Annotated in this window: 23 protein-coding genes and 2 tRNA genes; 9 read left to right on the top strand and 16 right to left on the bottom strand. The window is 73.8% G+C overall.

Annotation, left to right across the window (positions count from 1 at the left end; translation table 11 throughout):
- Positions 1-53: 53 nt before the first annotated feature.
- From ABT345_RS22330 to ABT345_RS22320, 3 genes are all read right to left on the bottom strand, one after another.
- On the bottom strand, positions 54-1,163 hold the full coding sequence (locus ABT345_RS22330; RefSeq protein WP_351323136.1) for an LLM class flavin-dependent oxidoreductase: 1,110 nt from the start codon (positions 1,161-1,163) through the stop codon (positions 54-56).
- Between the two features lie 200 nt (positions 1,164-1,363).
- The gene (locus tag ABT345_RS22325; protein ID WP_345084560.1) at positions 1,364-2,095 is read right to left on the bottom strand and encodes a maleate cis-trans isomerase family protein; all 732 of its coding nucleotides are present in this window, start codon (positions 2,093-2,095) and stop codon (positions 1,364-1,366) included.
- A 107-nt stretch (positions 2,096-2,202) separates the two neighbouring features.
- Positions 2,203-3,207: a maleate cis-trans isomerase family protein gene (locus ABT345_RS22320; RefSeq protein WP_345084563.1), complete on the bottom strand. Its 1,005-nt coding sequence runs from the start codon at positions 3,205-3,207 to the stop codon at positions 2,203-2,205.
- Between the two features lie 294 nt (positions 3,208-3,501).
- Between ABT345_RS22320 and ABT345_RS22315 the strand changes: the two genes are divergently transcribed.
- The gene (locus ABT345_RS22315) at positions 3,502-4,467 is read left to right on the top strand and encodes a D-2-hydroxyacid dehydrogenase (protein WP_345084566.1); all 966 of its coding nucleotides are present in this window, start codon (positions 3,502-3,504) and stop codon (positions 4,465-4,467) included.
- A 106-nt stretch (positions 4,468-4,573) separates the two neighbouring features.
- Positions 4,574-5,986, top strand: a complete 1,413-nt coding sequence (locus ABT345_RS22310) for an amidase (RefSeq protein ID WP_345084569.1) — start codon at positions 4,574-4,576, stop codon at positions 5,984-5,986.
- Between the two features lie 128 nt (positions 5,987-6,114).
- Here the strand turns inward: ABT345_RS22310 and ABT345_RS22305 are convergent, their stop codons facing one another.
- Positions 6,115-6,615, bottom strand: coding sequence for a DUF3830 family protein (locus ABT345_RS22305; RefSeq protein WP_345084572.1), 501 nt, complete (start codon positions 6,613-6,615; stop codon positions 6,115-6,117).
- Between the two features lie 416 nt (positions 6,616-7,031).
- Here ABT345_RS22305 and ehuB point away from each other — a divergent pair, with 416 nt between their 5' ends.
- The 6 genes from ehuB (at position 7,032) to ABT345_RS22275 (ending at position 11,294) form a co-directional block, all read left to right on the top strand.
- Positions 7,032-7,916, top strand: coding sequence for an ectoine/hydroxyectoine ABC transporter substrate-binding protein EhuB (gene ehuB / locus ABT345_RS22300; protein WP_345084575.1), 885 nt, complete (start codon positions 7,032-7,034; stop codon positions 7,914-7,916).
- A complete protein-coding gene (gene ehuC / locus ABT345_RS22295; protein WP_345084578.1) occupies positions 7,913-8,641 on the top strand; it encodes an ectoine/hydroxyectoine ABC transporter permease subunit EhuC in 729 nt (242 codons plus the stop codon). The genes ehuB and ehuC overlap by 4 nt, the downstream gene beginning before the upstream one ends.
- On the top strand, positions 8,638-9,291 hold the full coding sequence (gene ehuD / locus ABT345_RS22290; RefSeq protein ID WP_345084581.1) for an ectoine/hydroxyectoine ABC transporter permease subunit EhuD: 654 nt from the start codon (positions 8,638-8,640) through the stop codon (positions 9,289-9,291). The genes ehuC and ehuD overlap by 4 nt, the downstream gene beginning before the upstream one ends.
- Positions 9,281-10,093 carry an ectoine/hydroxyectoine ABC transporter ATP-binding protein EhuA gene (gene ehuA / locus ABT345_RS22285; protein ID WP_345084584.1) on the top strand — a complete coding sequence of 271 codons (813 nt, stop codon included), beginning with the start codon at positions 9,281-9,283 and terminating at the stop codon, positions 10,091-10,093. The genes ehuD and ehuA overlap by 11 nt, the downstream gene beginning before the upstream one ends.
- A 284-nt stretch (positions 10,094-10,377) precedes the next feature.
- Entirely contained in the window at positions 10,378-11,136 is a 759-nt protein-coding gene (locus ABT345_RS22280; RefSeq protein ID WP_345084587.1) for an IclR family transcriptional regulator, read from the top strand.
- Between the two features lie 84 nt (positions 11,137-11,220).
- Positions 11,221-11,294: transfer RNA gene (locus ABT345_RS22275), tRNA-Lys, on the top strand.
- Between the two features lie 341 nt (positions 11,295-11,635).
- Here the strand turns inward: ABT345_RS22275 and ABT345_RS22270 are convergent.
- The 3 genes from ABT345_RS22270 to ABT345_RS22260 form a co-directional block, all read right to left on the bottom strand.
- Positions 11,636-12,229, bottom strand: coding sequence for a lytic polysaccharide monooxygenase auxiliary activity family 9 protein (locus ABT345_RS22270; RefSeq protein WP_345084590.1), 594 nt, complete (start codon positions 12,227-12,229; stop codon positions 11,636-11,638).
- Positions 12,230-12,685: 456 nt separating this feature from the next.
- Entirely contained in the window at positions 12,686-13,909 is a 1,224-nt protein-coding gene (locus ABT345_RS22265; protein ID WP_345084593.1) for a hypothetical protein, read from the bottom strand.
- A 34-nt stretch (positions 13,910-13,943) separates the two neighbouring features.
- Entirely contained in the window at positions 13,944-14,363 is a 420-nt protein-coding gene (locus tag ABT345_RS22260) for an SsgA family sporulation/cell division regulator (RefSeq protein WP_345084596.1), read from the bottom strand.
- A 576-nt stretch (positions 14,364-14,939) separates the two neighbouring features.
- Between ABT345_RS22260 and ABT345_RS22255 the strand changes: the two genes are divergently transcribed.
- Positions 14,940-15,013: transfer RNA gene (locus ABT345_RS22255), tRNA-Lys, on the top strand.
- Positions 15,014-15,074: 61 nt separating this feature from the next.
- Here ABT345_RS22255 and ABT345_RS22250 read toward each other — a convergent pair.
- From ABT345_RS22250 to ABT345_RS22210, 9 genes are all read right to left on the bottom strand, one after another.
- Positions 15,075-15,431 carry a hypothetical protein gene (locus ABT345_RS22250; protein ID WP_345084599.1) on the bottom strand — a complete coding sequence of 119 codons (357 nt, stop codon included), beginning with the start codon at positions 15,429-15,431 and terminating at the stop codon, positions 15,075-15,077.
- On the bottom strand, positions 15,421-15,672 hold the full coding sequence (locus ABT345_RS22245; RefSeq protein WP_345084602.1) for a hypothetical protein: 252 nt from the start codon (positions 15,670-15,672) through the stop codon (positions 15,421-15,423). Before ABT345_RS22245 ends, ABT345_RS22250 begins: the two co-directional genes overlap by 11 nt.
- 105 nt (positions 15,673-15,777) lie before the next feature.
- On the bottom strand, positions 15,778-16,557 hold the full coding sequence (locus ABT345_RS22240) for an HAD-IIA family hydrolase (RefSeq protein ID WP_345084605.1): 780 nt from the start codon (positions 16,555-16,557) through the stop codon (positions 15,778-15,780).
- A gap of 116 nt (positions 16,558-16,673) precedes the next feature.
- The gene (locus tag ABT345_RS22235; RefSeq protein WP_345084608.1) at positions 16,674-17,738 is read right to left on the bottom strand and encodes a 2-aminoethylphosphonate ABC transporter substrate-binding protein; all 1,065 of its coding nucleotides are present in this window, start codon (positions 17,736-17,738) and stop codon (positions 16,674-16,676) included.
- Between the two features lie 36 nt (positions 17,739-17,774).
- Positions 17,775-18,572: an ABC transporter permease gene (locus tag ABT345_RS22230; protein ID WP_345084611.1), complete on the bottom strand. Its 798-nt coding sequence runs from the start codon at positions 18,570-18,572 to the stop codon at positions 17,775-17,777.
- Positions 18,559-19,488, bottom strand: a complete 930-nt coding sequence (locus tag ABT345_RS22225; protein WP_345084614.1) for a 2-aminoethylphosphonate ABC transporter permease subunit — start codon at positions 19,486-19,488, stop codon at positions 18,559-18,561. The genes ABT345_RS22230 and ABT345_RS22225 overlap by 14 nt, the downstream gene beginning before the upstream one ends.
- Positions 19,481-20,578 carry an ABC transporter ATP-binding protein gene (locus tag ABT345_RS22220; protein WP_345084617.1) on the bottom strand — a complete coding sequence of 366 codons (1,098 nt, stop codon included), beginning with the start codon at positions 20,576-20,578 and terminating at the stop codon, positions 19,481-19,483. Before ABT345_RS22220 ends, ABT345_RS22225 begins: the two co-directional genes overlap by 8 nt.
- 1 nt (position 20,579) lies before the next feature.
- On the bottom strand, positions 20,580-21,278 hold the full coding sequence (locus ABT345_RS22215; protein WP_345084620.1) for a phosphonatase-like hydrolase: 699 nt from the start codon (positions 21,276-21,278) through the stop codon (positions 20,580-20,582).
- Positions 21,279-21,283: 5 nt separating this feature from the next.
- A complete protein-coding gene (locus tag ABT345_RS22210; protein ID WP_345084623.1) occupies positions 21,284-22,405 on the bottom strand; it encodes a TIGR03364 family FAD-dependent oxidoreductase in 1,122 nt (373 codons plus the stop codon).
- Positions 22,406-22,477: the final 72 nt, after the last annotated feature.

The following is a 22,477-nucleotide window of genomic DNA, read 5'->3' as shown; positions in this document are numbered from 1 at the left end:
GGCACGGGGACGCGGACGGCCCGGGCCGGCGCCCCGGCCCGTACGGGGCCGCCTCAGTCGCGCGGCAGGCCGTACGCGTCGGCTATCAGCTCGTAGGAGCGCAGCCGGGTGGCGCCGCCGTGGGCGTTGGCGGTGAGCATCAGCTCGTCGGCGCCGGTGCGCTTGGCGAGGTCGTCCAGGCCCTGGCGGACTGTGTCGGGGGTGCCGTGGACGATGTTGGCGAGCCAGCCGTCGACGAAGTCGCGCTCATGGGAGCTGTACGGATACGCGGCGGCCTCCTCGGGGCTCGGCACCAGGCCGGGGGCGCCGGTGCGCAGCCGGAGCATGGAGAGCGCGCCGGTCATCACCTGGCGGCGGGCCTCCCGCTCGTCCTCGGCGGCGAGCGCGGCGACGCCGATCAGGGCGTACGGCTCGGCGAGCACCTCGGAGGGGCGGAAGGAGGCGCGGTAGAGGTCGAGGGCGGGCACGGTGTTGGCGGCCGAGAAGTGGTGGGCGAAGGCGAACGGCAGGCCCAGGGTCCCGGCCAGCCGGGCGCTGAAGCCGGAGGAGCCGAGGAGCCAGAGCGGCGGGCGGTGCGCGGACTGCACGCCACCGGGCGCGGTCGCCTGGACGGGCCCGGGGACCGCGTGGATGCGGGCGTACGGGTGACCGTCGGGGAAGGTGTCGTCCAGGAAGCGGGTCAGCTCGGCGAGCTGCTGGGGAAACTCATCCGCACCCTCGTGGAGCCGCTCCGTGCGGCGCAGGGCCGCGGCGGTGGCGCCGTCGGTGCCCGGGGCGCGGCCGAGGCCGAGGTCGACGCGGCCGGGGGCCATCGCCTCCAGGGTGCCGAACTGCTCGGCGATGACCAGCGGCGCGTGGTTGGGCAGCATCACGCCGCCGGAGCCGAGGCGGATGCGGTCGGTGTGCGCGGCGAGATGGGCGAGGAGGACCGCCGGGGAGGACGAGGCGACGCCGGGCATGGAGTGGTGCTCGGCGACCCAGTAGCGGTGGAAGCCGCGGCGCTCGGCGGTCCGGGCGAGGTCGACGGCGGTGCGGACGGCGTCCGTCGCGGAGCTGCCCGCGCCGACCGTCACGAGGTCGAGGACGGACAGGGGGACGGGCGCGTCACCCAGGGCGGTGCCGCGGATCTCGTCGGACTGCTGCTGGTCGTTGTCGCCGCTCACGGGCGGGGCCTCCTCGCTTCGCCGGTCTGCGGACACGATAACCGGAGAACAGCTCCGGTTATTCCCGGATCCGGTTCACCCGTTCCCGTGAATCCGCTCTCGGGCGGCGTGGCGGTGCCCCCGGCCCTTGGGCTGCCGGGGGCACCGGAGGCGTACCGGGTGACGCGGCCGCGCGCCGCTCCCGGTGGGTGGCGGTCCGCTCAGCCCTCCCGATGGGCGGCGGTGGTGAAGAGCGTGCCCAGGGCGGGGCGTTCGACGGTGCGGCCGAGCAGGCGCAGGCCCTCCCAGACCGTCACCTGATTGGCGGTGAGTACCGGCTTGCCCAGCTCCGTTTCGAGGTCCTGCAGATACGCCGCGGTGTGCAGGGCGGTGTCCGGCAGCAGGACCGCCTCGGCGGCGGGGTGGTCGCCCGCCCGGGCCATGGCCAGCACGTCGTCGCGGCCCCAGGTGCCGACCTCGGCGGCGGTGACGATGCCGCTGCCCCGGGTGGCGACGACCTCGGTGCCGGACGCCTTCAGGAAGGCCCGGAACAGCTCGGCGACGTCGGTGGGGTAGGTCGCGGCGACCGCGACGCGGCGCAGGCCGAGCGCCCGGACCGCGTTCGTGAAGGCGAAGGAGGTGCTGGACGCGGGCAGCCCGGCGGTGACGGACAGCTCCCTGGCCTGCTCCTGGGCGCCCTCCCAGCCGAAGACGAAGCTGGCGCTCGTACAGGCCCAGACGACGGCCTCGGCGCCCAGGGCGCGCAGCGCGGCGACGCCGGCGGCGAGCCGCGCCGCCGAGCCCATCTCCAGCAGCGCGTCCACCCGGTGGGCGTCCTCGCCGATGTCGGTGTGGACCAGGGGCAGGGCGATGCCGCCACCGAGCAGGGCGGCGAGGCGCGGGTAGTCGTCCTCGGCGGAGTGGCCGGGGTAGAGGAAGCCGACCGTGGTCATGCGGTTCTCCCTTGGCTGGGGGCTCGGGTCGGGGGACGGGGCCGGCGCACCGGCGGGTTCGGACGGCGCGCGGGCCGTGGTCCGCGCGCCCGGGGACTGCTCCGGGTTCAGCGGCGGGTGCCTCCCCGTCGGGCGCGCGCTTTTCGCGTGCGGCCCTCCGCGGGGTCGGCGCCCGTCTGCGGTTCCCCGGGCGGGGCGGGGGCCGGCTCCGCCGGGGCTGCGGGGTCCCATTCCGCCGGGGTGTCCGCCGGGGCGGCGGCGTCGGCCTCGGGCGGGACCTGCGGGACGTCGTCCGGCGGTGCGTCCGGCCGGCTGCCGGGCACCTCCGGGGTGGACGGGGCGGGCGGTGCCGATGTCATCCCGGCGGGCCCGGCGCGGGCCACCGGGTCGAGCAGCGCCTGGTACGACCCGACGGCGCGGACGCCGATCGCCCGCAGCGCGGCCCACAGCGTGACCTGGTTGGCCGAGACCACCGGCATCCGCAGCTCCGCCTCCAGCTGCGGGATGGCGTCGTACGTGGGGAGGTTGGTGCAGCTGATGAAGAGCGCGTCGGTGCCCTCGCCCACGGCGGTGCGGGCCATGGCGACGACATCGCGGTAGGGAACCTGCCAGATGTGCCGGGTCAGGCCGAGGTAGGCGCGCCCGGTGACCGTGATGCCCGCCTCGCCGAGGAACGCCTCCAGGGAGTCGGTGACCGACCGCGTGTACGGCGTGACCACGGCGACGTGCCAGGCGTCCAGCTCCCGCAGCGCCTCGATGAGCGCGCCCGAGGTGGTGAGGGAGGGGACCGCCCCCGCCTGGACCATCGCCGCCGTCATCGCCCGCTCGCCCGCGAGCCCGCCGACGAAACTTCCGGACGTACAGGCATAGGCGATGACCTGCGGGGAGACCGCGCTCAGCGCCTCGACGGCGGAGCGCAGCGTTTCGTGTTCGCTGACCATCCGGGCCAGGTCGAGGCTCACCTCGACGGGGACGAACGGGGTACGGGTGAGGTGGAGGGACACGTCGTCCGGTACCCAGCGCCACAGCTCGCGGTCGAGGGCGAAGTCGAACGGTGCGACGACGCCCACGCCGAGCTGGGGCTGAGGGCCACCGAGAAAGGAGACGTCCATGTAAGCCCCTAGGAGATACGAAGGGCAGTGGCCAAACGGTGGCCAGAGAGGAAGGAAGCAGCCGGTGACGAGCCGGGACGTCGGGACAGTGCCGTTGTTGACACGGTAGATACGACTTCTTAGCGTGGTCAATCCTCACATCTCCGACATTCCTCGGCCTCTTGTCGTCCCGTCGCTCCCCCGGTCCCCCCGCGCTCGCCGACCGGCCCGCCTCCGTCCGCCGCCGTACGCTGCCCGTGGGGCCCGTCGCCCCGCGGTCCCCGCCCGGCCCACGTCTCAGAACGGCTTTGGCCCATGCCCGAAAGCACCGTCCTCGTCCTGGGTTCCGACCCGCCGCCGAAGCTGGACCGGCTCACCGGCCGGGCCCGGGTGGTGCACGCCGACGCGGCCACGCTCGCCGACCGGCTGCGCACCGCCGATGTGCTGCTGGCCTGGGACTTCACCTCCGATGCGATCCGTCAGGCCTGGCCGGTCGCCGGGCCGCGGCCCGGCTGGGTGCACACCGCGAGCGCCGGGGTGGACCGGCTGCTGTGCCCGGCGCTGGTCGCCGACGACACGCTGGTGACCAACGCGCGCGGCGTCTTCGAGCAGCCGATCGCGGAGTACGTCGCCGGGCTCGTCCTGGCCATGGCCAAGGATTTCCACGGCAGTTGGGAGTTGCAGCGGCAGCGGCGCTGGCAGCACCGCGACACCCGGCGGCTCGCCGGAACGCACGCCGTGGTGGTCGGCTCGGGCCCCATCGGCCGGGCCGTCGGCACCACCCTCAAGGCGCTCGGGGTCACCGTCGATCTGGTGGGCCGCCGGGAGCGCACCGGCGATCCGCAGTTCGGCACGGTCCGGGCGTCCGGGGCGCTGCGTCCGCTGCTGGGCGGCGCCGACTGGGTCGTCTGCGCGGCGCCGCTGACCGATGCGACGCGCGGCCTGTTCGGCCCGGAGACGTTCGCCGCGATGCGCCCCGGGGGCCACTTCGTCAACGTCGGCCGGGGGCCGCTCGTCGACGAGGACGCCCTCGTCGCCGCGTTGCGCTCCGGGCATCTCGCCGGCGCCGCCCTCGACGTCTTCCAGCAGGAGCCGCTGCCGGCGGACAGCCCGCTGTGGGACGCGCCGGGGCTGATCGTCTCGCCGCACATGAGCGGCGACACGCTGGGCTGGCGCGAGGCGCTGGCCGAGCAGTTCGTGGACAACTTCGACCGCTGGGCGGCCGGTGAACCGCTGGAGAACGTCGTCGACAAACGGCTCGGCTACGTCCCGGTGCGCTGAGGCGGGCCCGGTGCCCGTCCGCCCCGGGCGCCGGCCCCGCCCGACCGACCGCCGCCATCCGCCCCCGCCCCCGCCCCGGGGCGGCCGCCCGACCGGAGGACGCCCCATGACAGCACCGAACCGGCTCGCCACGCTCTCGGCCCGGCAGCTCATCGACGGGTACGCCGCCGGGGCGTTCTCGCCCGTGGAGGCGGTCGCCGCCGCGCTGGAGCGGGCCGGGGCCGCGCAGGAGCGGAGCAACGCGTTCGCCTTGATCGACGCCGAGGGGGCGCTCGCCGGGGCCCGCGCGTCCGAGGAGCGCTGGCGCGCCGGGCGCCCGGCGGGGCCCGTCGACGGGGTGCCGGTGAGCGTCAAGGACCTGCTGCTGGCCCAAGGCCTGCCGACCCTGCGCGGCTCGCTGACGCTCTCCCCCGACGGCGCGGCGTGGGACGAGGACGCGCCGTCGGTGGCCCGGATGCGGGAGGCGGGCGCGGTGTTCCTCGGCAAGACCACCACCCCGGAGTTCGGCTGGAAGGGCGTCACCGACAGCCCCCGTAACGGCGTGACGGGCAATCCGTACGACCCCTCGCGCACCGCGGGCGGCTCCAGCGGCGGCAGCGCGGCGGCGCTCGCGCTGGGCGCCGGGCCGCTGAGCCTGGGCACCGACGGCGGCGGCTCGGTCCGCATCCCCGCGTCGTTCTGCGGCGTCTTCGCGCTGAAGGGCACGTACGGGCGGGTGCCGCTGTACCCGGCGAGCCCGTTCGGGACGCTGTCGCACGTCGGGCCGATGACGCGGGACGTGGCGGACGCGGCGCTGATGATGGACGTGATCAGCGCGCCCGATCCGCGCGACTGGTCGCAGCTGGGGCCCGCCACCGGCTCGTTCCAGGCGGCCCTGGCCGAGCCGGTGGCCGGGCTGCGGATCGCGTACAGCCCGACGCTGGGCTGGGACGTGCCGGTCGCGCCGGACGTGGCGGCGGCGGTGCGCTCGGCGGTGGAGACGCTGGCCGCGCTGGGCGCGCACGTCGAGGAGGCCGATCCGCCGATCGCGGACCCGGTGGAGGCGTTCCATGTGCTGTGGTTCAGCGGGGCGGCACGGGTGGTGGAGCATCTGGACCCGGCCGGGCGGGAGCTGCTGGACCCGGGGCTCGCGGAGATCTGCGCCCTCGGCGCCCGGTACGGCGCGCTGGACTATCTGGCCGCCGTCGACACCCGGATGGCGCTCGGCACCGCGATGGGCCGCTTCCACACCACGTACGACCTGCTGGTGACGCCGACGCTGCCGGGCACGGCGTTCGCGGCGGACGCCGAGGTGCCGCCCGGCTCCGGGCTGGAGCGCTGGACGGGGTGGACGCCGTTCACCTACCCGTTCAACATGACGCAGCAGCCCGCCGCGACGGTCCCCTGCGGGCTGGACCGCGACGGACTGCCGATCGGCGTCCAGCTGATCGCCGCCCGCCACGAGGACGCGCTGGTCCTGCGCGCGTCGCACGCGCTGTACGAGGCGGGCGCGGCGAAGATTCCGGCGGCCTGGGGGTGAGGGGGCGGGGCGTGCGGCGGAGGGCCTGAGCGGGGCGGGCCCAGGCCCGAGCGCCGGGCCCGGGCCCCGGTCGTGCGGACCGCGCCCGCGCGCCCCGCTCTCCCGCCCCGCACGCCCGCGCCCGCCGCCTACGCCCGCCGGAAGCTCAAGGTCTCCCCCACCGCGCCCGCCCGCCACAGGTCCTGGCAGGCGTCGGCCATCCGGTCGAGGCCCTCGACGACGGCGCCCCAGACGATGCCGGGGACCCAGCCCGCGTCGCCGTTGATCAGCAGGTTGTTGCGTTCGTAGAAGAGCGCGAGGTCGACGACGGTGGGCCCGCCGTGGGCCTTCGACCCGTCGGCGTAGCCGTAGGACGAGGTGGCCAACTCGGTGCCGCTGAAGGTGAAGTAGCACAGGTCGCCGGGGATCGGGGTGATCGTGGGGTTCTCCAGCGGCGGTTCCTGCGCGGCGAACGGCGCGAGGAGCGTGTAGATCTCGTTGCGGGCGTACTTGGCGTGGTAGACGTCGCCGCCCAGCGGCAGCGCGTCCCAGACGGCGGCGCAGGTGAGCGGGGCGCGGTCGTCGAGCAGCCGGGCGGTGCAGTGGACGCCGCGCTTGTCCAGCGAGACGTCGAGGTAACGGTCGGCCATGGGCCCTCCTTCGGTCCGTGGGATGCCGGGCGCGGTCCGCGGGGCGACGCGGGGCGCTCCCCGGGCGGGGCCCTGCGGGCCAGCCCTACCGCCTGCCTATCCGCCCCGCCGCCCGGGATCCGGGAGGGCGGCGCCGGGCGAATCGGTGAATTCCGATCGGCACCCGGAAAACGCGCGCCGATCATCCCGGCGACGTACCGGCCCACACCGCCGCACACGGCCGCCAATCACCCATGCAGTTCTCGATACGGCGTATCCGGCACTCTCACCGTAGCCACCGATAAGGGAATTACGCCACGCACGGGCGGCAGTTCCGTCAAGGGCCGGAAACAATCGGCATACGTTCGAACAGTTCGGGTAGCCGCGCGCCCATGGCTCCACCACAGGGGAAAGATTCAGGCATCAGTGTCAGAGGAATGAGCCGCCGCTCGCTGTTGAGGGGAGCGGCGGCTTTCGGTGCGGCAGGCGCGTTGACGGCGGCGACCGGGTGCGCCCGGGTCGATGTCACCGGCGCCACGGACGGGGGGCATCTCCTCGATGATCTGCGGGAGCGCGGCACGGTACGCATGGGGATCGCCGGTGAGGCGCCCTATGCGTACATCGACAGGAACGGCGAGCTGACGGGCGAGGCACCCGCCGTCGCCCGGACCGTCTTCAAGAAACTGGGTGTCCGGAATTTCGAGCCCGTACCGGTCGAATTCGGCGCCCTGGTCCCGGGTCTGCATTCCTTCCAGTTCGACGTGATCGTGGCCGGAATGTTCATCAACAAGGCCCGCTGCCAGGCGGTCCTCTTCTCCGATCCGGATTACGAGTCGAAGGACGGATTTCTCGTCCCGAAGGGCAATCCGAAGAAAATTCACTCCTATCGGGACATCGCCCGCGGCGGGTTCCGGATGGGCACCGGCGTCGGCTACGCGGAGCTGGACTACGCGGTCGGCAACGGCGTGCACAAGAGCACCGTCCAGACCTACGGCGACACGATCGCCGGGTTGGAGGCGCTGGAGGCGGGCCGCATCGACTGCTTCGCGGGCACCGCACTCGCGATGATCGAGGCGCTGCGGACCGGCCGTCACCCGCGGGTGGAGATGACCGAACCGTTCACCCCGGAGGTGGCCGGCGTGCCGCAGCGCGACGGCGGCGGCTACGGCTTCCGGATCGGCGAGACGCGGCTGCGCGACGCGTTCAACCGCGAGCTGCACGCGATGAAGCGGAGCGGTGAACTCCTGCGCCTGGTGAGGCCGTTCGGATTCACCGAGGACTTCATGACCGATCTCACGACGAAGGAGCTGTGCAAACGGTGACCGGAGCACTGTGGGAACTCTTCTTCAAAGGCGTGTGGATCACCGTCCAGTTGATGGTCTACAGCGCCGCGCTGGCCGCCGCCGTCGCGTTCGGCGTCGGCATGGCCCGCACCTCCCGCCTGCGCGCGGTGCGCTTCCTGTCGGGCGCGTACGTGGAGATCTTCCGCGGCACCTCGGCGCTGGTCCTGATGTTCTGGCTGTTCTTCGCCCTGCCGCTGCTGGGCTGGCAGTTGGCCGGGGTCTGGGCCGGCACCCTCGCCCTCGGCCTGTCCTACGGCGCGTACGGCTCCGAGGTGGTGCGCGGCGCGCTGGCGGCGGTGGCGCCGGCCCAGCGGGAGGCGGCCGTCGCGCTGAGCTTCACGCCCTGGCAGCGGATGCGGAAGGTGCTGCTGCCGCAGGCGTTCCCCGAGATGATGCCGCCGTTCACCAACCTGCTGGTCGAACTGCTCAAGGGCACCGCGCTGGCGTCGCTGCTCTCCATCGGCGAGCTGACCTTCGAGGCGAAGCTCGCCCGGCTCTCCACCGGTGAGAGCGCCCAGGTCTACGGGATCATCCTCGTCCTCTACTTCGTCATCGCGTTCGTGGTGACCCGGATCATGCGGCTGGTGGAGCGGCGGGCCAAGGCGTCCGTCGGGAAGGCCCCGGAGACCTCCGGCGGCCTGCTGACCCGCACCCCCGCGATCGCGGGCACCGCCGCACCGGCCGCCGGAGGTGGCAAGCCGTGAACACCTGGTCATGGGGGTACGTCGGCGACATCCTGCCCGACCTGCTCAAGGGCCTCGGCGTCACCGTCGAGGCGACGCTGCTGGGGTCGCTGGTCTCGTTCGCGCTGGGCCTGGTCTGGGCGCTGGCGCTGCGCTCGCCGAGCCGCTGGGTGACCTGGCCGGTCGGCGCGGTCGTCGAATTCGTCCGCAACACCCCGCTGCTGGTGCAGCTCTTCTTCCTCTTCTTCGTGCTGCCGAGCTGGGGACTCACCTTCTCCCCGCTGGTCACCGGCGTCATCGGGCTCGGGCTGCACTACTCGACGTACACCGCCGAGGTCTACCGCGCCGGGATCGACGGGGTCCCCGCCGGGCAGTGGGAGGCGGCCGTCGCGCTGAACCTGCCGCGCCGGCGCACCTGGACCGCGGTGATCCTGCCGCAGGCGCTGCGCCGGGTGGTCCCCGCGCTCGGCAACTACGTCATCGCGATGTTCAAGGACACGCCGATGCTGGCCGCCATCACCGTGGGCGACATGCTCTTCCAGGCGAACACCATCGGCGCGACCACCTTCGACTACATGGAGCCGATCACCGTCGTCGGCGTGCTGTTCATCGTGATCTCGTACCCGACCTCCCTCCTCCTGCGAGCCCTGGAGCGCCGCCTTGTCCGCTGACACGCACCTTCCGAAGGACGCCGCCCGCTCCGCCGGCGGCACCGAGCTGATCCGCTTCGACCGCGTCACCAAGCGGTTCGGGTCCCACACCGTCCTGGACGCGCTGGACTTCACCGTCTCGGCGGGCAAGCACGTCACGCTGATCGGCCCGTCCGGCTCCGGCAAGACGACGATCCTGCGGCTGCTGATGACGCTGCTGACGCCGGACGAGGGCACCATCAAGGTCGGCGACGCCTATCTCACCCACGAGGAGAAGGGCGGGCGGCTGATACCCGCCGGCGAGAAGCACATCCGTGAGGTCCGCAAGAACATCGGCATGGTGTTCCAGCAGTTCAACCTCTTCCCCAACATGAAGGTGCTGCGCAACATCACCGAGGCGCCGGTGCACGTGCTGGGGCTCGGCAAGGACGAGGCGGAGGAGCGGGCGCGCGGGCTGCTCGACCTGGTGGGGCTGACCGCGCACCTCGACAAGTACCCGACGCAGCTCTCCGGTGGTCAGCAGCAGCGGGTGGCCATCGCCCGCGCGCTGGCGATGCGCCCGCAGGTGCTGCTGCTGGACGAGGTGACCTCGGCGCTCGACCCGGAGCTGGTGGCCGGAGTGCTCGACGTCCTCCGGGACATCGCCCGCACCACGGACATCACGATGCTCTGCGTGACCCACGAGATGTCCTTCGCGCGGGACATCTCCGATGACGTGCTGATGTTCGATGCCGGCCGGGTCATCGAGTCCGGTCCGCCCGAGAAGATCTTCACCGACCCCGAGCACGCGCGGACCCGGGAGTTCCTCGGCGCGGTGCTGTGACGGCGACTGCGCCGCTCAGCGGAGCCCGGCCCCGTCCCGGCGGCCGGGCTCCGGTCCGTCCGGCGCCCGCCACACGCCCGTGACCATGGCATATGCCGTCCCACGGAACGCCCGTGCGAGCCCCGCGCGCAGCGTGGTTTTCGGTCAAGCCCCTCTCCATCGGGGGTCGTTGGCCGCTATCGTGATAGAAGTCCCGCCGTCCGGGAACCGCCGGCGGCCCGCGCCGCTCGCGCCCGACGGCGGCGGATACGACGCAAGCGGTACCGACCTGCTAGGGGGCCACCGTGGCGCTGAAGCCCGATCCGACCGCGCCGTTCGCTTCGGTGCAGCACGCCCTGCGCGTGCTCGAAGCGGTCTCCCGGCACAGCGGCGGTGTGAGCGATGTGGAGATCGCGCGCCACACCAACCTGCCCGCCACCCATCTCGCGCAGATGCTGACGATGCTGCGGCGCGAGGGGTACATCGAGCAGCTGCCGGACGGCTCGTACGTGGTCGGGGAATCGCTCCTGCTGCTCGGCACCGGCGGCGACCGCGATCAGGCGCTCCGCGACAAGCTCCAGATCACCCTCGACGACCTGCGGGATTCGGTGGGCGCGGCGGTCTACATCAGCCGGTACATCGACGGCGAGGTCAAGATCCTGCACTACGCGGACGGTCCGCTCGCCCCCAAGGTCAACGAGTGGGCGGAGTTCCGCCGCACCGCGCACGCCAGCGCGGTCGGCAAGTGCCTGCTGGCGCAGCTGGACCACGACGGGCGCAAGGACCATCTGGCCCGGCACAAGACCGCCCGGCTCACCTCTCGGACGATCACCAACGAGAAGATCCTGCTGCACAAGCTCGACAGCCAGCCGCCGACGGTCCCGGTGCTCGACATCCAGGAGTACGCCGTGGGCACGGTCTGCGCCGCGGTGCCGATCACGGCGGGTGCGTCGGTGGGCTGCCTGGCGCTGTCGATGCCGCTGGAGAACGCCCACCGGCTGCGGCAGGCGGCCGACGCGCTGAACCGTCGGGCCACCCCGGTCCTGCTGTCGCTCGCGATCTGACCTGCGGCGGGGCGTCTCGGGGCGCGGCCGGCGGGGTGGTCAGGAGCACCCCTGGGAAGCAGGTAGTATTTCTTTTGTCAGCGCGCGCCGCTAGCTCAGTTGGTTAGAGCAGCTGACTCTTAATCAGCGGGTCCGGGGTTCGAGTCCCTGGCGGCGCACCTGTGAAAGGGGCGCCTCCGGTTTTCCGGAGGCGCCCCTTTCGGCGTTCCGGCACCGGCGTGCGCCCCTGCACGTGCGCGGTGGCCGGTTCCGTCCCGGCGTACAGGGGGCGTACGGGGAGCATGGCCGGGGTCATCCCGACCGGACGTCCGGCCTCCGCGAAGGTGCCCGGCCCGCCACCCGTAGGGGATCCCGTACGGGTCGGGGACGCGCGAGCCGGGCCGGGGGCCGCACGGCGGGGCCGGACGGGGCGGCGGACGGACGGCCGGGGCGGACGGCGCCCGGGCATCCGCCGGTGGGGGCGCCCGCGTCGGCGGGCCCGCCGTACGGCGGTCACGGGTCAGGAGAGGTCGACGTCCGAGCAGGAGTAGAAGGCGTTGCCGGTGTCGGCGATGTTCCACACACCCAGGATGATGTGGTGGCCCTTCTTGCCGGTGGGTACGGTGCCCTGCTGCTGCCAGGTGGCATCCGGCTGCTTGCCGCCCATCGGGACGGTCATGAACGGCTCGGGCTCCAGGTCGGCGCGGGTGAGCGGCTTGCTCGGGTCGTAGCCGTCCTTGGTGATGAAGTACTGGAAGTCCGTGGTGGCGTGACGTGCGGTCAGCCGCCACTGGAAGGTGTAGCCCTGGCCGCCGGTGAGCTTGGTGGCGGGCCAGGCGCCGCCGCGCGGGTCGTCCAGCTGGGCGAAGCCGTCCTTGCCGCCGGAGCAGATCTTGCCGTCGGCGGGGCCGGCGGCCGGGAAGCCCTTGGGGCCCTCGACACTCTGCGGCTCGTACTGGATGGCGCCGCAGTCCTTGACGGTGCCCTGGGCGCAGAGCGACTGGCGGCTGACCGGCGCGTCGCTGTAGCCGTGGCTGGAGGCGCTGCTGGTGGACAGCAGGGAGGCGCCGACGACGCCGAGCCCGATCAGGGCGGCACTGAACCTCTTGCGCATAGTTCGCTCCTGGAGAACGTGGGGAGTTCCAACGACAGGGGAATGTGCGATGCGGTCTAGACCAACGCGAGGCTACGAGCGGATGCTCGACATGTCCAGACCAATAACAACCGGGATTCCGGGTTCCGTCTCCCAGGCGGCGGGACACGGCCGGATCGGCTCGGCGCGGCAGCGACGGGCGGCGCGGCGGGAGGAAGGCGGCGGGACCGGGCGTGGCCAGGGCGGACGGCCTCGGGCCGGATGATCCGGTGCGGCCGGGGCGAGGGCGGCCGGGCAGGCGGGCGGCGTCGGCACACGGCCGAAATCGGCGGGGGCCGGGCAAGCAACCGACGGCGGCGGGCGGCCCACGGGAAAGGCCGCCGCCCCTGCGGGATCCCTTACGGGAGCGGGGCGGGCGGCCGGGGGGGCCGTACGGCCGCGGGGGCGGCGGACGGGGCGGCGAGGTGCCGGGGGCGGTCAGGCGGCCGCGGCGGCGTAGGCGGGGGCCGGGCCGGCGGCGGCCTGGACCAGGGTGGTGTAGGTGCGGCGCAGGGCGATCAGGGACTCCTGGGCCTCGCGGTAGACGGCGGCGTCGGGGCCGCCGCGGTGGGCGAGGGTGCGGACCGGGGCGCAGTGCCGGTCCATGGCGCTGAGCCAGGCGCGGTGGTGGGCCGGCAGATGGCGGCGGAGCAGCTGGCGGCCGCCCTCCCCCATGCGGCGTCCGCCGATGCCGAGGACCGCGTCGGCCGCCTGGAGCACCGGCGGCTCCAGGGCGCCCTGACCGGCGAGCGTGCCGATCACCTCGGACTGCCGGGCGGTGGCCGGGGCGTCCGCCAACTCGGCGGCCTCCTCGCAGAGTTGGGCGCGCAGCGCGTGCTGGATGCGGACCAGGCGGCGCAGGGCCGTCGGGGTGGAGGAGTCGTCGGGCGCGCGGCCGGCGAGGGTTTCGGCGAGGCGGAAGAGCCAGATGCCGTGCGCCTCCAGGCGGGTCACGGCGAGCATCAACCGGTCGAGGCGGCAGAGCGGTTCGCCCTCCGGTGCCCAGCGCACGATCGGCACCAGCTGTTCGGTGCGGGCGAGTTGGTCGATCGGCAGATGGCGGCGGGGCTTGCGCTCCGGCGCCCAGTTGTGCAGCGAGAGCGCGGGCAGCGCGACGAACTGGTCGTGGTCGATGCGGTGGGCGATGGCGGACCACAGGTCGAGGAAGCCGCCGTCGGCGCACCGGCGGGCGGCCGGGGCCTGCGGGTCGAGCCCGGACCAGCCGCAGGCGACCGCGATCACGGCGATCCGCATCGCGGCGGCCTCGGCGTTGCGCGGGGAGAGCCGGGAGACCCGCTGCCGCAGCGCGGTCAGCTCCCCGGCGCGGCCGGAGCGTTCGACCGCGGCGACGGCGTCCGCGGCGCTCGGCGCGAGGGCCGCCGTCCGCGCCAGCGCGTCGAGCAGGGTCCAGGTCCCGATCATGCTGCGGACCGGCGGCCGTTCGGGCAGGAAGCCGTGTGCCCGCGGGTCGTGGGTGCGCGCGTCGCCGCGGGTGTCGGCGTCGCCGGGCGCGGCTCCGGCGGCCGCCCGCAGCTCGGGCCCCGAGCCCTGCCGGGGGACGGTCGTGGGCCGGCCGGTGCGCTGCGCGGGCGGCGCGGCCGGGCGGCGCCGCGCGGGGGTGGCCGTCTCCGGGGCTTCGGCGGTCGTGGTCCCGGTCGTCATCGTCGTCCTCACCGTCGTCACAGTCATCGCCGTCTCAGCACTTCCCCGCCAGGAGCCGGGCCAGGTGGGTGTCCAGCTCCAGGTACCGGTCCTCTTCGCCGGGCGGCACGATGGCCGCCGTCTGCTCCAGCCAGGCGGTCAGTTCCGGGGCCCGCACCGACAGTTCGCAGACGCTGTCGTCGCTGAACAGCTCGATGTGGACCCGGCGCCGTCCGTTCGCCGCGGTCTGCGGCCACACCCGTACGTCGCCCTCGCCCGCCTCGCCGTGCACCCCGCCCAGCAGCAGCTCCCGGGCGAACACCCAGGTCGCGGCCGTCACACCGCGGCTGATGAAGGCGACCTCGACCTCGTACGGCCGGTCGCTGCGGTAGCTGAACCGGCCCGCCACCGGCACCTCGTCGTCCGGGCCGAGCAGCAGGGACATGTCGAGGGTGCGCTTGGCTGTCGACACCATGGCGATCAACCTTTCCGAGGGAGGGACGGTCCCGGCGGACCCGGGTGGGGTGCGCGTCTTAGCAGACGTGAGGGGGCGTGAAGAGGTTGCAAAAGGCAGGTAACGAGTGACGGAGACCATCGCGCCGAACGCCTCGTGGCGGCCGCCCGTACGGACGCTCCGGGGGCGCCGGCGCGGTGCGGCACCCGGGCCCGGCGGCGGGCCGCGGCGGCCGGCGCCGTCCTCATCCCGCCCGCCCGCAACGCGCGTTGACACCCCATCACTGCACTCGCCTCCTCCGCTCGCGCCTCGCCCCGCTCCCGTCCCAGCCTCGCAAGGGGCGCCCCGGGCCGCACGTCGGCGGTCCGGCCAATGGCGCAATGCCGTGGTTTCGATCCTCACAGACCGTGGCGGGCGCCCCACCTGCCGAAGGTCCCAAGATCACGGGACTTTGGCCCGGCCGGGACCGGCCGCCCTCCGGAGCCGACGCACCTCTGTGACGCACCTCACCGGCCCTGGAGGCATGAAAAGGCCCGGGACGGCCCCGGGTGGTCAAAGGCGCCCGGGAAGGTCGTGTAAAGTTCTTCAGGTCAGCAGGCGCCGCTAGCTCAGTTGGTTAGAGCAGCTGACTCTTAATCAGCGGGTCCGGGGTTCGAGTCCCTGGCGGCGCACAGACAGGCGAAAGGCCCTCACTTCGGTGGGGGCCTTCGTCGTATGTCCGTATCCGGCGCCTCAGCGCATGCCGTCACCGGTTCCGTGGCTGGTCAGAACGGCCGAGACGACTCCGAGGGCGGGGACGGTGAGGGGGCGCGGGGCGGCGGTGGCGGGTAGCGGCGGGCGGGCGCGGGGCGACGCCGGGCCGGGCGGGCGGCCGACGGCGGCGATGTCGCCGGTGGTGGCGGACCGGGCGGCGTCCGCGCGGCCGGCGGCGTCGCCGCCCCAGAGCCAGAGGCCGAGCAGCAGCACCGCCCAGGCGGCGCCGGTGAGCCGGCGGCCGTGGCCGGGCTCGGGCTCCGTGCGGGGCGCGGCGCGCGGGGGCGGGTCTGCGGGGCGGGTGAGGGGCCGGACGGGGTGCGGCTCAGTCCTCATCGGTGCCGCCGCCCTGGCGCTCGCGGCGGATGCGGAGGCGGAGCCGGAGCAGCTGTCCGGCGATGATCAGTATCGCGCCGCCGGCCAGGACCAGGCCGACCGCCTGGGGGCCGCTCATCTCGGCGGCGCCACCGCTCGCGACGGGACGGGCCGCCGTGGCGCGGGCGGGCGGGGCGAGTACGGCGCCGCCCGCCGTGCAGAGCGCGAGCAGGGCGCAGAGTGTGAGCAGTGGCGAGCGCATGGTGAACCTCCGCATACCCCGAAGGTCCGCCCGGGCGCGGGCGCCCGCATCCGGGGCGCGGCGCCGGTGCCCCGTTCAGGTGAGCGGGGCCGGCGCCGCGCTCCGTCAGATCAGGTCGACGAGGTCCGCGATGGAGTCGACGACGCGGGAGGGGCGGAAGGGATGGCGGTCGACGTCTTCGGGGCGGGTGAGGCCGGTGAGGACGAGGAAGGTCTTCATGCCCGCCTCCAGACCGGCGAGGATGTCCGTGTCCATCCGGTCGCCGATCATCGCGCTGGATTCCGAGTGCGCGCCGATGGTGTTCAGGGCCGTCCGCATCATCAGGGGATTCGGCTTGCCGATGAAGTACGGCTTCTTGCCGGTGGCCGCGGTGATCAGCGCGGCGACGGCTCCGGTGGCGGGAAGGGCCCCCTCTGCGGACGGGCCCGTCTCGTCGGGATTGGTGGCGATGAAGCGGGCGCCGTTGTTGATCAGCCGGACCGCCTTCGTCATGGCCTCGAACGAATAGGTCCGGGTTTCCCCCAGGATCACGAAATCGGGTTCGTGGTCGGTGAGGACGTAGCCGACCTCGTGCAGGGCGGTCGTCAGGCCGGCTTCGCCGATGACGTAGGCGGAGCCGCCGGGGTGCTGGTCGTCGAGGAACTTCGCGGTGGCGAGGGCGGACGTCCAGATGTTCGCCTCCGGCACGTCCAGGCCGATGCGGTTCAGGCGTGCGTGCAGGTCCCGGGCCGTGTAGATCGAGTTGTTGGTGAGGACCAGGAAGGGGCGATCGGATTCGCGCAGCTTCTTGATGAAGGCGTCCGCACCGGGGACGGGGATGCCCTCGTGCATCAGGACGCCGTCCATGTCGGTGAGCCATGACTCGATCGGCTTGCGCTCTGCCACTGCCGGACTCCTGCCGTACGTGTTGAGGGGCCGCCGACGGTATCCGCGGCGGGGCCGGTACGACCAGCCTACGGGCGGGCGGGACGGGGCGGCGGGCGCCCCGTCCCGGCGGTGGATCAGCTGCCGGTGGCCTTGCGCCAGGCGTCGAGATAGCCGGGGAGGTTCTTGTCGATGTCCTTCCAGTCGGGCTCGAAGACGTCGACGCCCTTCATGAGGGCGGCCAGTTCCTCGGCGCGCGCGTCGGTGGCCTTGACGTCCTGGCGGGCGGCGAAGCCGCCGCCGACCGCGGAGACCTCGCGCTGGACCGGCTCGGAGAGCAGATAGTCGAGGAACTTCTTGGCGTTGGCGGTGTGCGGGGCGTTCTTGACCAGGCCCGCGGCGTACGGCAGCGCGAAGGTGGAGGGCTTGGCGCCGGGCTTCGCCGCCGGGAAGAAGATGCCCTGGTGCGGCATGGACCGGGTGTTGGCGTAGTTCATCTGCACATCGCCGTTGGCGACGAGGAGTTCGCCCTTGTCGGTCTTGGGCGCGAGCTGGCCGGTGGAGGAGGACGGGCCGACGTTGTTCTCCTGGAGCTTGGCGAAGTACTTCATGGCCGCGTCGGTCGAGCCGAAGTCGTGCAGCGCCTTGACGAGGACGGCGGTGCCGTCTCCGGCGACGCCCGGGGTGGAGTACTGGAGCTTGCCCTTGAGCTTCGGGTCGAGCAGGTCCTGCCAGGTCTTCGGGGGCTTCGGCAGTTCCTTGGTGTTGTGGATGAAGCAGAAGTAGTTGTTGACGACGGCGGTCCAGCGGCCGGCCGGGTCCTTGTCGCCGGCGGCGACCCGGTCGGAGCCCTTGGGGCGGTAGGTGGCGAGCAGGCCCTTGCCGTCGGCCTGCTGGATGAAGGGCGGCAGGGTGACGACGACGTCCGCCTGGGTGTGGGAGCGCTCGCGGGCGAGGCGCTGGACGGCGGCGCCGGAGCCGCTCTCGACGTAGTTGACCTTGATGCCGGTCTGCTTCTCGAAGTCCTTGAAGACCTTGTCGTAGAAGCCGTCGCCCTTCTCGCCGCGGAGCCCGTCGGCGCTGTAGACGGTCAGCTCCTTGGCGTTCGGGTCGGCGGAGGTGCCGCAGGCGGTGAGGGCGGCGGGCAGGACGAGGGCGGCGGCGCAGGCGGCGAGCGGGGCGCGGCGCAGGCGGTGGCGCATGGCGGATCTCCAGGAAGGGGGACGGGTCCGGGCCGGTCAGCGGTAGGCGGCGCGGGTGCGGAGGCGGGAGACGGCGAGGAGTGCCAGGAGGGTGGCGGCCATCAGGACGACGGCGAGGGCGGCGCCGGCGAAGAGGGAGCCGCGGTCGGTGGTGGCGAAGATCTGGACCGGCAGCGGCATCCAGTCGGGCGGGTAGAGCATCATCGTGGCGCTCAACTCGCCCATGGACAGGGCGATGCACAGCCCGGCGGCGGCGCTCAGCGAGGGCAGCAGCAGCGGCAGCTTCACCCGCCACAGGACGTACGCGGGGCGGGCGCCGAGACCGGCGGCGCTCTGTTCGTACGCCGGGTCGAGGCGGGTGAGGGCGGCGCCGACGGACTGGTGGGCGAAGGCGGTGACCAGCACCGTGTGGGCGATGATCACGATCTGCGGAGTGCCGTTGAGGAGCAGCGGGGGCTGCGAGAAGGCGACCAGCAGGGAGAGTCCGACGACGACGGACGGGACGGCGAGGGGCAGCAGGAAGAGGCCGTCCAGGATCCGGCGGGCGCGGCGCGGCAGCCGTTGGGCGGCGAGGGCGGCCCAGGTGCCGGCGGTCAGCGCGAGGACGCTCGCGGCGAGCGCGGTGGCGGCGCTGGTCAGCAGCGCGCTCAGGGAGTCGCCGTGGACCGCGTCGCGGTAGTGGGCGAGGGTGAGGCCGGAGGGCAGGGCGCCGCTCCAGCCGGTGGCGAACGACGCGGCGACGATGACCAGCAGCGGCAGCGCGAACAGCGGCAGGAAGAGCAGCAGGAAGACGGCCCATGCCGTGCGGCGGGCGGCCTTGCTATGCAGCAGCACGGCGGTGACCTCCGGCTGCGGTACGCGCCATGACGTACCGGTAGAGGGCGTACAGGGCGACGGAGAGGGCGATGTTGACGACGGCGACGACGCAGGCGCCGGTGTAGTCGCCGTCGAGGATCGCCTTGGTGTAGACGAGCACCGGCAGGGTGACGACGCCCTTGGCGCCGGTGAAGAGGACGATGCCGAACTCGTTGAGGCACATCACCAGGACCAGCGCGCCGCCCGCGGCGAGCTGCGGCAGCGCCTCCGGGAGGATCACCGTCCGCACGATCCGCGCCGGGCGGGCGCCGAGGGAGGCGGCCGCCTCCAGCTGGCCGGTCTCCATCTGGGCGAAGGCGGCGAGCAGCGGGCGCATCACGAACGGCGTGAAGTAGGTGACCTCGGCGAGCAGCACGCCCCAGGGGGTGTGCAGGAAGTCGAAGGGGCCGCTCGCCGCGCCGGTGGCGTCCGTCCACAGGCCGTTGGCGATGCCGACGGTGCCGTAGAGGAAGAGGAGGGCGAGGGTGATGAGGAAGGAGGGGAAGGAGAGGAAGACGTCGATGAAGCGGGCGAAGGCCCGGCCGCCGGGGAACGGCACGAACGCGATGATCAGCGCGAGCACCGAGCCGAGGACGACCGCGCCGGCGGTGGCGCCCGCCGCGATCCCCACCGTCGTCACCAGCGCGTCGCGGAACGACGTCTCGGCCAGGACCTGGGCGTACGGGGCGGTGGAGTGGCCGCCGTCCTCCGGGGAGAAGGACTGCCACACCACCAGGGCCAGCGGATAGAGGAAGACCAGCGCGAGGGCGGCGACGGGCGGCAGCGCCCAGAGCGCGGCGCCGGGGCGGCGGGCCGGGCGCCTCCCGGGGGCACCGGCCGTATCGGATGCCGGGTGCGGCGCCGTGGCCGGGCGGGTGGTGGTGGCGCTAGACATCGGTGCCTCCGCCGCCGAGCCGCGCCGGGACGAGGACCGCGTCGCCGGGTGCGAAGTGCAGGTCGATGCCGTCGCCGAGGGCCGGGGGTTCGCGCAGTTCGCGGACGTCGGCGAGGACGCGGTGGCCGGCGACCTCGGCGGTGAGGCGGTGGGTGGCGCCGCGCCACTGGATGCCGGTGAGGGTGCCGCGCAGGGTGTTGCCGTCCGCCGCGGGCACCGCGCCGACGCCGACGAGGTGCGGGCGGACGCAGAGGGTGGCGGTGGCACCGGGGACGGCGTCGCCGGTGGGGACGGTGAGCCGCTGTCCGGCGAGGTGGACGCCGTCGTCGGCGACGGTGACCGGCAGCAGGTTGGCGGTGCCGACGAACGACGCGGTGAACTCGGTGCGCGGGCGGCGGTACAGCTCCTGCGGGGTGCCGCAGTCCTGGAGCCGGGCGGCGTCCATCACGGCGATCCGGTCGGCCAGCGTCAGCGCCTCTACCTGGTCGTGGGTGACGTAGAGGATCGTGACGTGGGGCAGCTCGCGGTGGAGGCGGGCCAGTTCGCCCATCATGTCGGAGCGGAGCGTGGCGTCGAGGGCGGAGAGCGGTTCGTCGAGGAGGAGGACGCCGGGGCGGATGGCGAGGGCGCGGGCGAGGGCGACGCGCTGCTGCTGGCCGCCGGAGAGTTCGCGGGGGTGGCGGTCGGCGTAGCCGGCCATGCCGGTCATCTCCAGCGCCTCGCGCACCCGGGGCGCGATCTGAGCGCGCGGCGCCTTCTGCGCCTTGAGGCCGAAGGCGACGTTGTCGGCGACCTTCATGTGCGGGAAGAGGGCGTAGTTCTGGACGACGGTGCCGATGCCGCGCTTGTACGGCGGCAGGTCGGTGACGTCGCGGCCGCCGATCAGGATCCGGCCGCGCTGCGGGGTGACGAAACCGCCGACGGCGCGCAGTGCGGTGGTCTTGCCGGAGCCGGAGGGCCCGAGCAGCGCCATGAACTCACCCGGCTCGACGGTCAGGTCGAGCCCGTCGAGGACGACGGTGTCGCCGTAGGCGACCCGCACCCCGTCGAAGCGGATCCCCGCCGGGGGCGCCGCCAGCGGTGCCGTCATGTCACACCACCCCGAGCAGCGCGGGCAGTTCGGCGACGGAGCCGAGGACGTGGGTGGCGCCGGCTTCGGTCAGCCGGGCCGCGTCGTGGGCGCCGGTCAGCACCCCGGCGACGACCGAGGCGCCGGCGCGGCGGCCGCTGAGCATGTCGTACGAGGTGTCCCCGGCGACCGCGATCCGGGCCACGTCGTGGGTGGCGCGGGTGCGCAGCAGCGCGGTGAGGACCATGTCCGGGTAGGGGCGGCCGCGGCCGGCGTCGGCCGGGCAGAGGGTGAGGGCGGCGAGGTCGTGCCAGCCGAGGGCGTCGAGGATGGCGTCCTGGGTGACGCGGGCGAAACCGGTGGTCAGGACGGTGGTCAGCCCGGCGGCGGTGAACGCCTCGATGGCCTCGCGGGCGCCGGGCACGGGCGCGATCAGGCCCTCGCCGACCAGCTCGCCGTACGCGCCCTCGAAGGCGGTGTTGGCGCGCTGGGCGGCGTCCTCGTCGCCGAAGAGGTGGCGGAAGACGGAGATCTTGGACTCGCCCATGGTGGCGCGGACGTGGTCGAGCATGGCGGTGTGCTCGTCGCTGCCGGGGACGACGCCGAGGTGGCGGGCGGCGGCGTCGAAGGCGCGCTCGACGAGACCGTCGTCGGCGACGGTGGTGCCGGCCATGTCGAGGACGACCAGCTCGGCGGCGTGCGGGGTGTGCGCAGAGGTCATGGTGATCACCAGTCCAGATCGTTGGCGGTCTGCTCGGCGATGGCCGGGGAGCAGGTCATTCCGCGTCCGCCCGGCCCGGTCACCAGCCAGACGCCGTCGCGCACCTGCTGGCGGTGGACGACGCGGGAGGTGTCGGTGCACTGGGCGTAGACCCCGGCCCAGCGGCGGCGGACGGTCGGCAGCGGGCGGCCGAGGATCGCCTCGACGACGCCGGTGAGGTGCGTGTACGGGTCCTCGACGACGTCGAAGCCGAACGGCGTCTCGTACTCGTGGGTGTCGCCGATGGTCAGTCCGCCGTCGGCGCGCTGGACCATCAGCAGCTGCATCTTGTGCGCGGCGGCGGTCGGCGTCTGCCGCTGGACGGCGGCGAGCGCGTCCAGCTCCGCGCTCCGGTAGGCGGGGTAGTAGCGGAAGCTGTCGGCGTCGGCGACGGAGGTGGTCAGCTTCTCGCCGAGCGGGTCGGTCTGCATCATCTGCAGCCGGACGCGGCGGACCGGCAGTTCGGGGGCGAGTTCGCGGACGAGTCCGCCGAGCCAGGCGCCGGTGCAGAGGATGACGGTGTCGCCGTGGTGGACGTCGCCGTGGTCGTCGCGGACGGCGCCGCCGTCGGTGACGTCGCGGACCTCGCGGCCGCCGAGGAAGGTGTAGCGGCCGGAGGCCAGCAGGGCGTCCTTGAGGGCGCGTTGGGCGACGCGGGGCTCGACGGCGGCGTCGCGCTCGCACCACAGGGCGCCGAGGAAGTCGCCGCGCAGGGCGGGGTTGATCTCGCGGGCGGCGGCCGGGTCGAGGAGGGCGTAGCCGCGGGCGGCGGCGTCCGGGCGGCGGGTGGCGGCCTCGGCGACGGCGCGCTCGGCCTCGTTCATGACGACGCTGAGCGATCCGGTGGCGCGGAAGCCGATGCCGGGGACGCGGGCGCCGATCTCCTCCCACAGCTCGCGGGCGCGCAGCGCGGTGTCCAGCTCCTCTCCTCCGGCCCGGCCGCTGACCCAGACCTGCCCGAAGTTGCGGACCGAGGCGCCGCGGGCCTCGGCCTCCCGCTCGATGTGGAGGACCTCGTGGCCCCGTTCGACTGCGTGCCAGGCGTGCATGGTTCCCAGCACGCCGGCTCCGACGACTATGACTCGCATGCCGCAGACGCTCGCGGCGGCGGGTGACCCGCAGCGGTCGCTCCGGCGACGGTTACGTGAACGCGGCCGCAA

The organism is Streptomyces sp. NPDC000404 (genome assembly GCF_040300365.1).
In the GTDB taxonomy this organism is placed as follows: Bacteria; Actinomycetota; Actinomycetes; order Streptomycetales; family Streptomycetaceae; genus Streptomyces; species Streptomyces ramulosus.
The sequence above is the reverse complement of the archived record's forward strand: the minus strand, read 5'-3'. Positions and strand labels throughout refer to the sequence as shown.

Bases quoted from the DNA above. Each gene is read 5' to 3' on its own strand.
- ABT345_RS22220 (WP_345084617.1), bottom strand. From the start codon at position 20,578: ATGACGGCACCGCTGGCGGCGCCCCCGGCGGGGATCCGCTTCGACGGG.
- ABT345_RS22210 (WP_345084623.1), bottom strand. From the start codon at position 22,405: ATGCGAGTCATAGTCGTCGGAGCCGGCGTGCTGGGAACCATGCACGCC.
- ABT345_RS22250 (WP_345084599.1), bottom strand. From the start codon at position 15,431: ATGAGGACTGAGCCGCACCCCGTCCGGCCCCTCACCCGCCCCGCAGAC.
- ABT345_RS22235 (WP_345084608.1), bottom strand. From the start codon at position 17,738: ATGCGCCACCGCCTGCGCCGCGCCCCGCTCGCCGCCTGCGCCGCCGCC.
- ABT345_RS22245 (WP_345084602.1), bottom strand. From the start codon at position 15,672: ATGCGCTCGCCACTGCTCACACTCTGCGCCCTGCTCGCGCTCTGCACG.
- ABT345_RS22325 (WP_345084560.1), bottom strand. From the start codon at position 2,095: ATGACCACGGTCGGCTTCCTCTACCCCGGCCACTCCGCCGAGGACGAC.
- ABT345_RS22320 (WP_345084563.1), bottom strand. From the start codon at position 3,207: ATGGACGTCTCCTTTCTCGGTGGCCCTCAGCCCCAGCTCGGCGTGGGC.
- ABT345_RS22260 (WP_345084596.1), bottom strand. From the start codon at position 14,363: ATGGTGTCGACAGCCAAGCGCACCCTCGACATGTCCCTGCTGCTCGGC.
- ABT345_RS22265 (WP_345084593.1), bottom strand. From the start codon at position 13,909: ATGACGACCGGGACCACGACCGCCGAAGCCCCGGAGACGGCCACCCCC.
- ABT345_RS22310 (WP_345084569.1), top strand. From the start codon at position 4,574: ATGACAGCACCGAACCGGCTCGCCACGCTCTCGGCCCGGCAGCTCATC.
- ABT345_RS22270 (WP_345084590.1), bottom strand. From the start codon at position 12,229: ATGCGCAAGAGGTTCAGTGCCGCCCTGATCGGGCTCGGCGTCGTCGGC.
- ABT345_RS22315 (WP_345084566.1), top strand. From the start codon at position 3,502: ATGCCCGAAAGCACCGTCCTCGTCCTGGGTTCCGACCCGCCGCCGAAG.
- ehuB (WP_345084575.1), top strand. From the start codon at position 7,032: ATGAGCCGCCGCTCGCTGTTGAGGGGAGCGGCGGCTTTCGGTGCGGCA.
- ABT345_RS22225 (WP_345084614.1), bottom strand. From the start codon at position 19,488: ATGTCTAGCGCCACCACCACCCGCCCGGCCACGGCGCCGCACCCGGCA.
- ABT345_RS22305 (WP_345084572.1), bottom strand. From the start codon at position 6,615: ATGGCCGACCGTTACCTCGACGTCTCGCTGGACAAGCGCGGCGTCCAC.
- ABT345_RS22215 (WP_345084620.1), bottom strand. From the start codon at position 21,278: ATGACCTCTGCGCACACCCCGCACGCCGCCGAGCTGGTCGTCCTCGAC.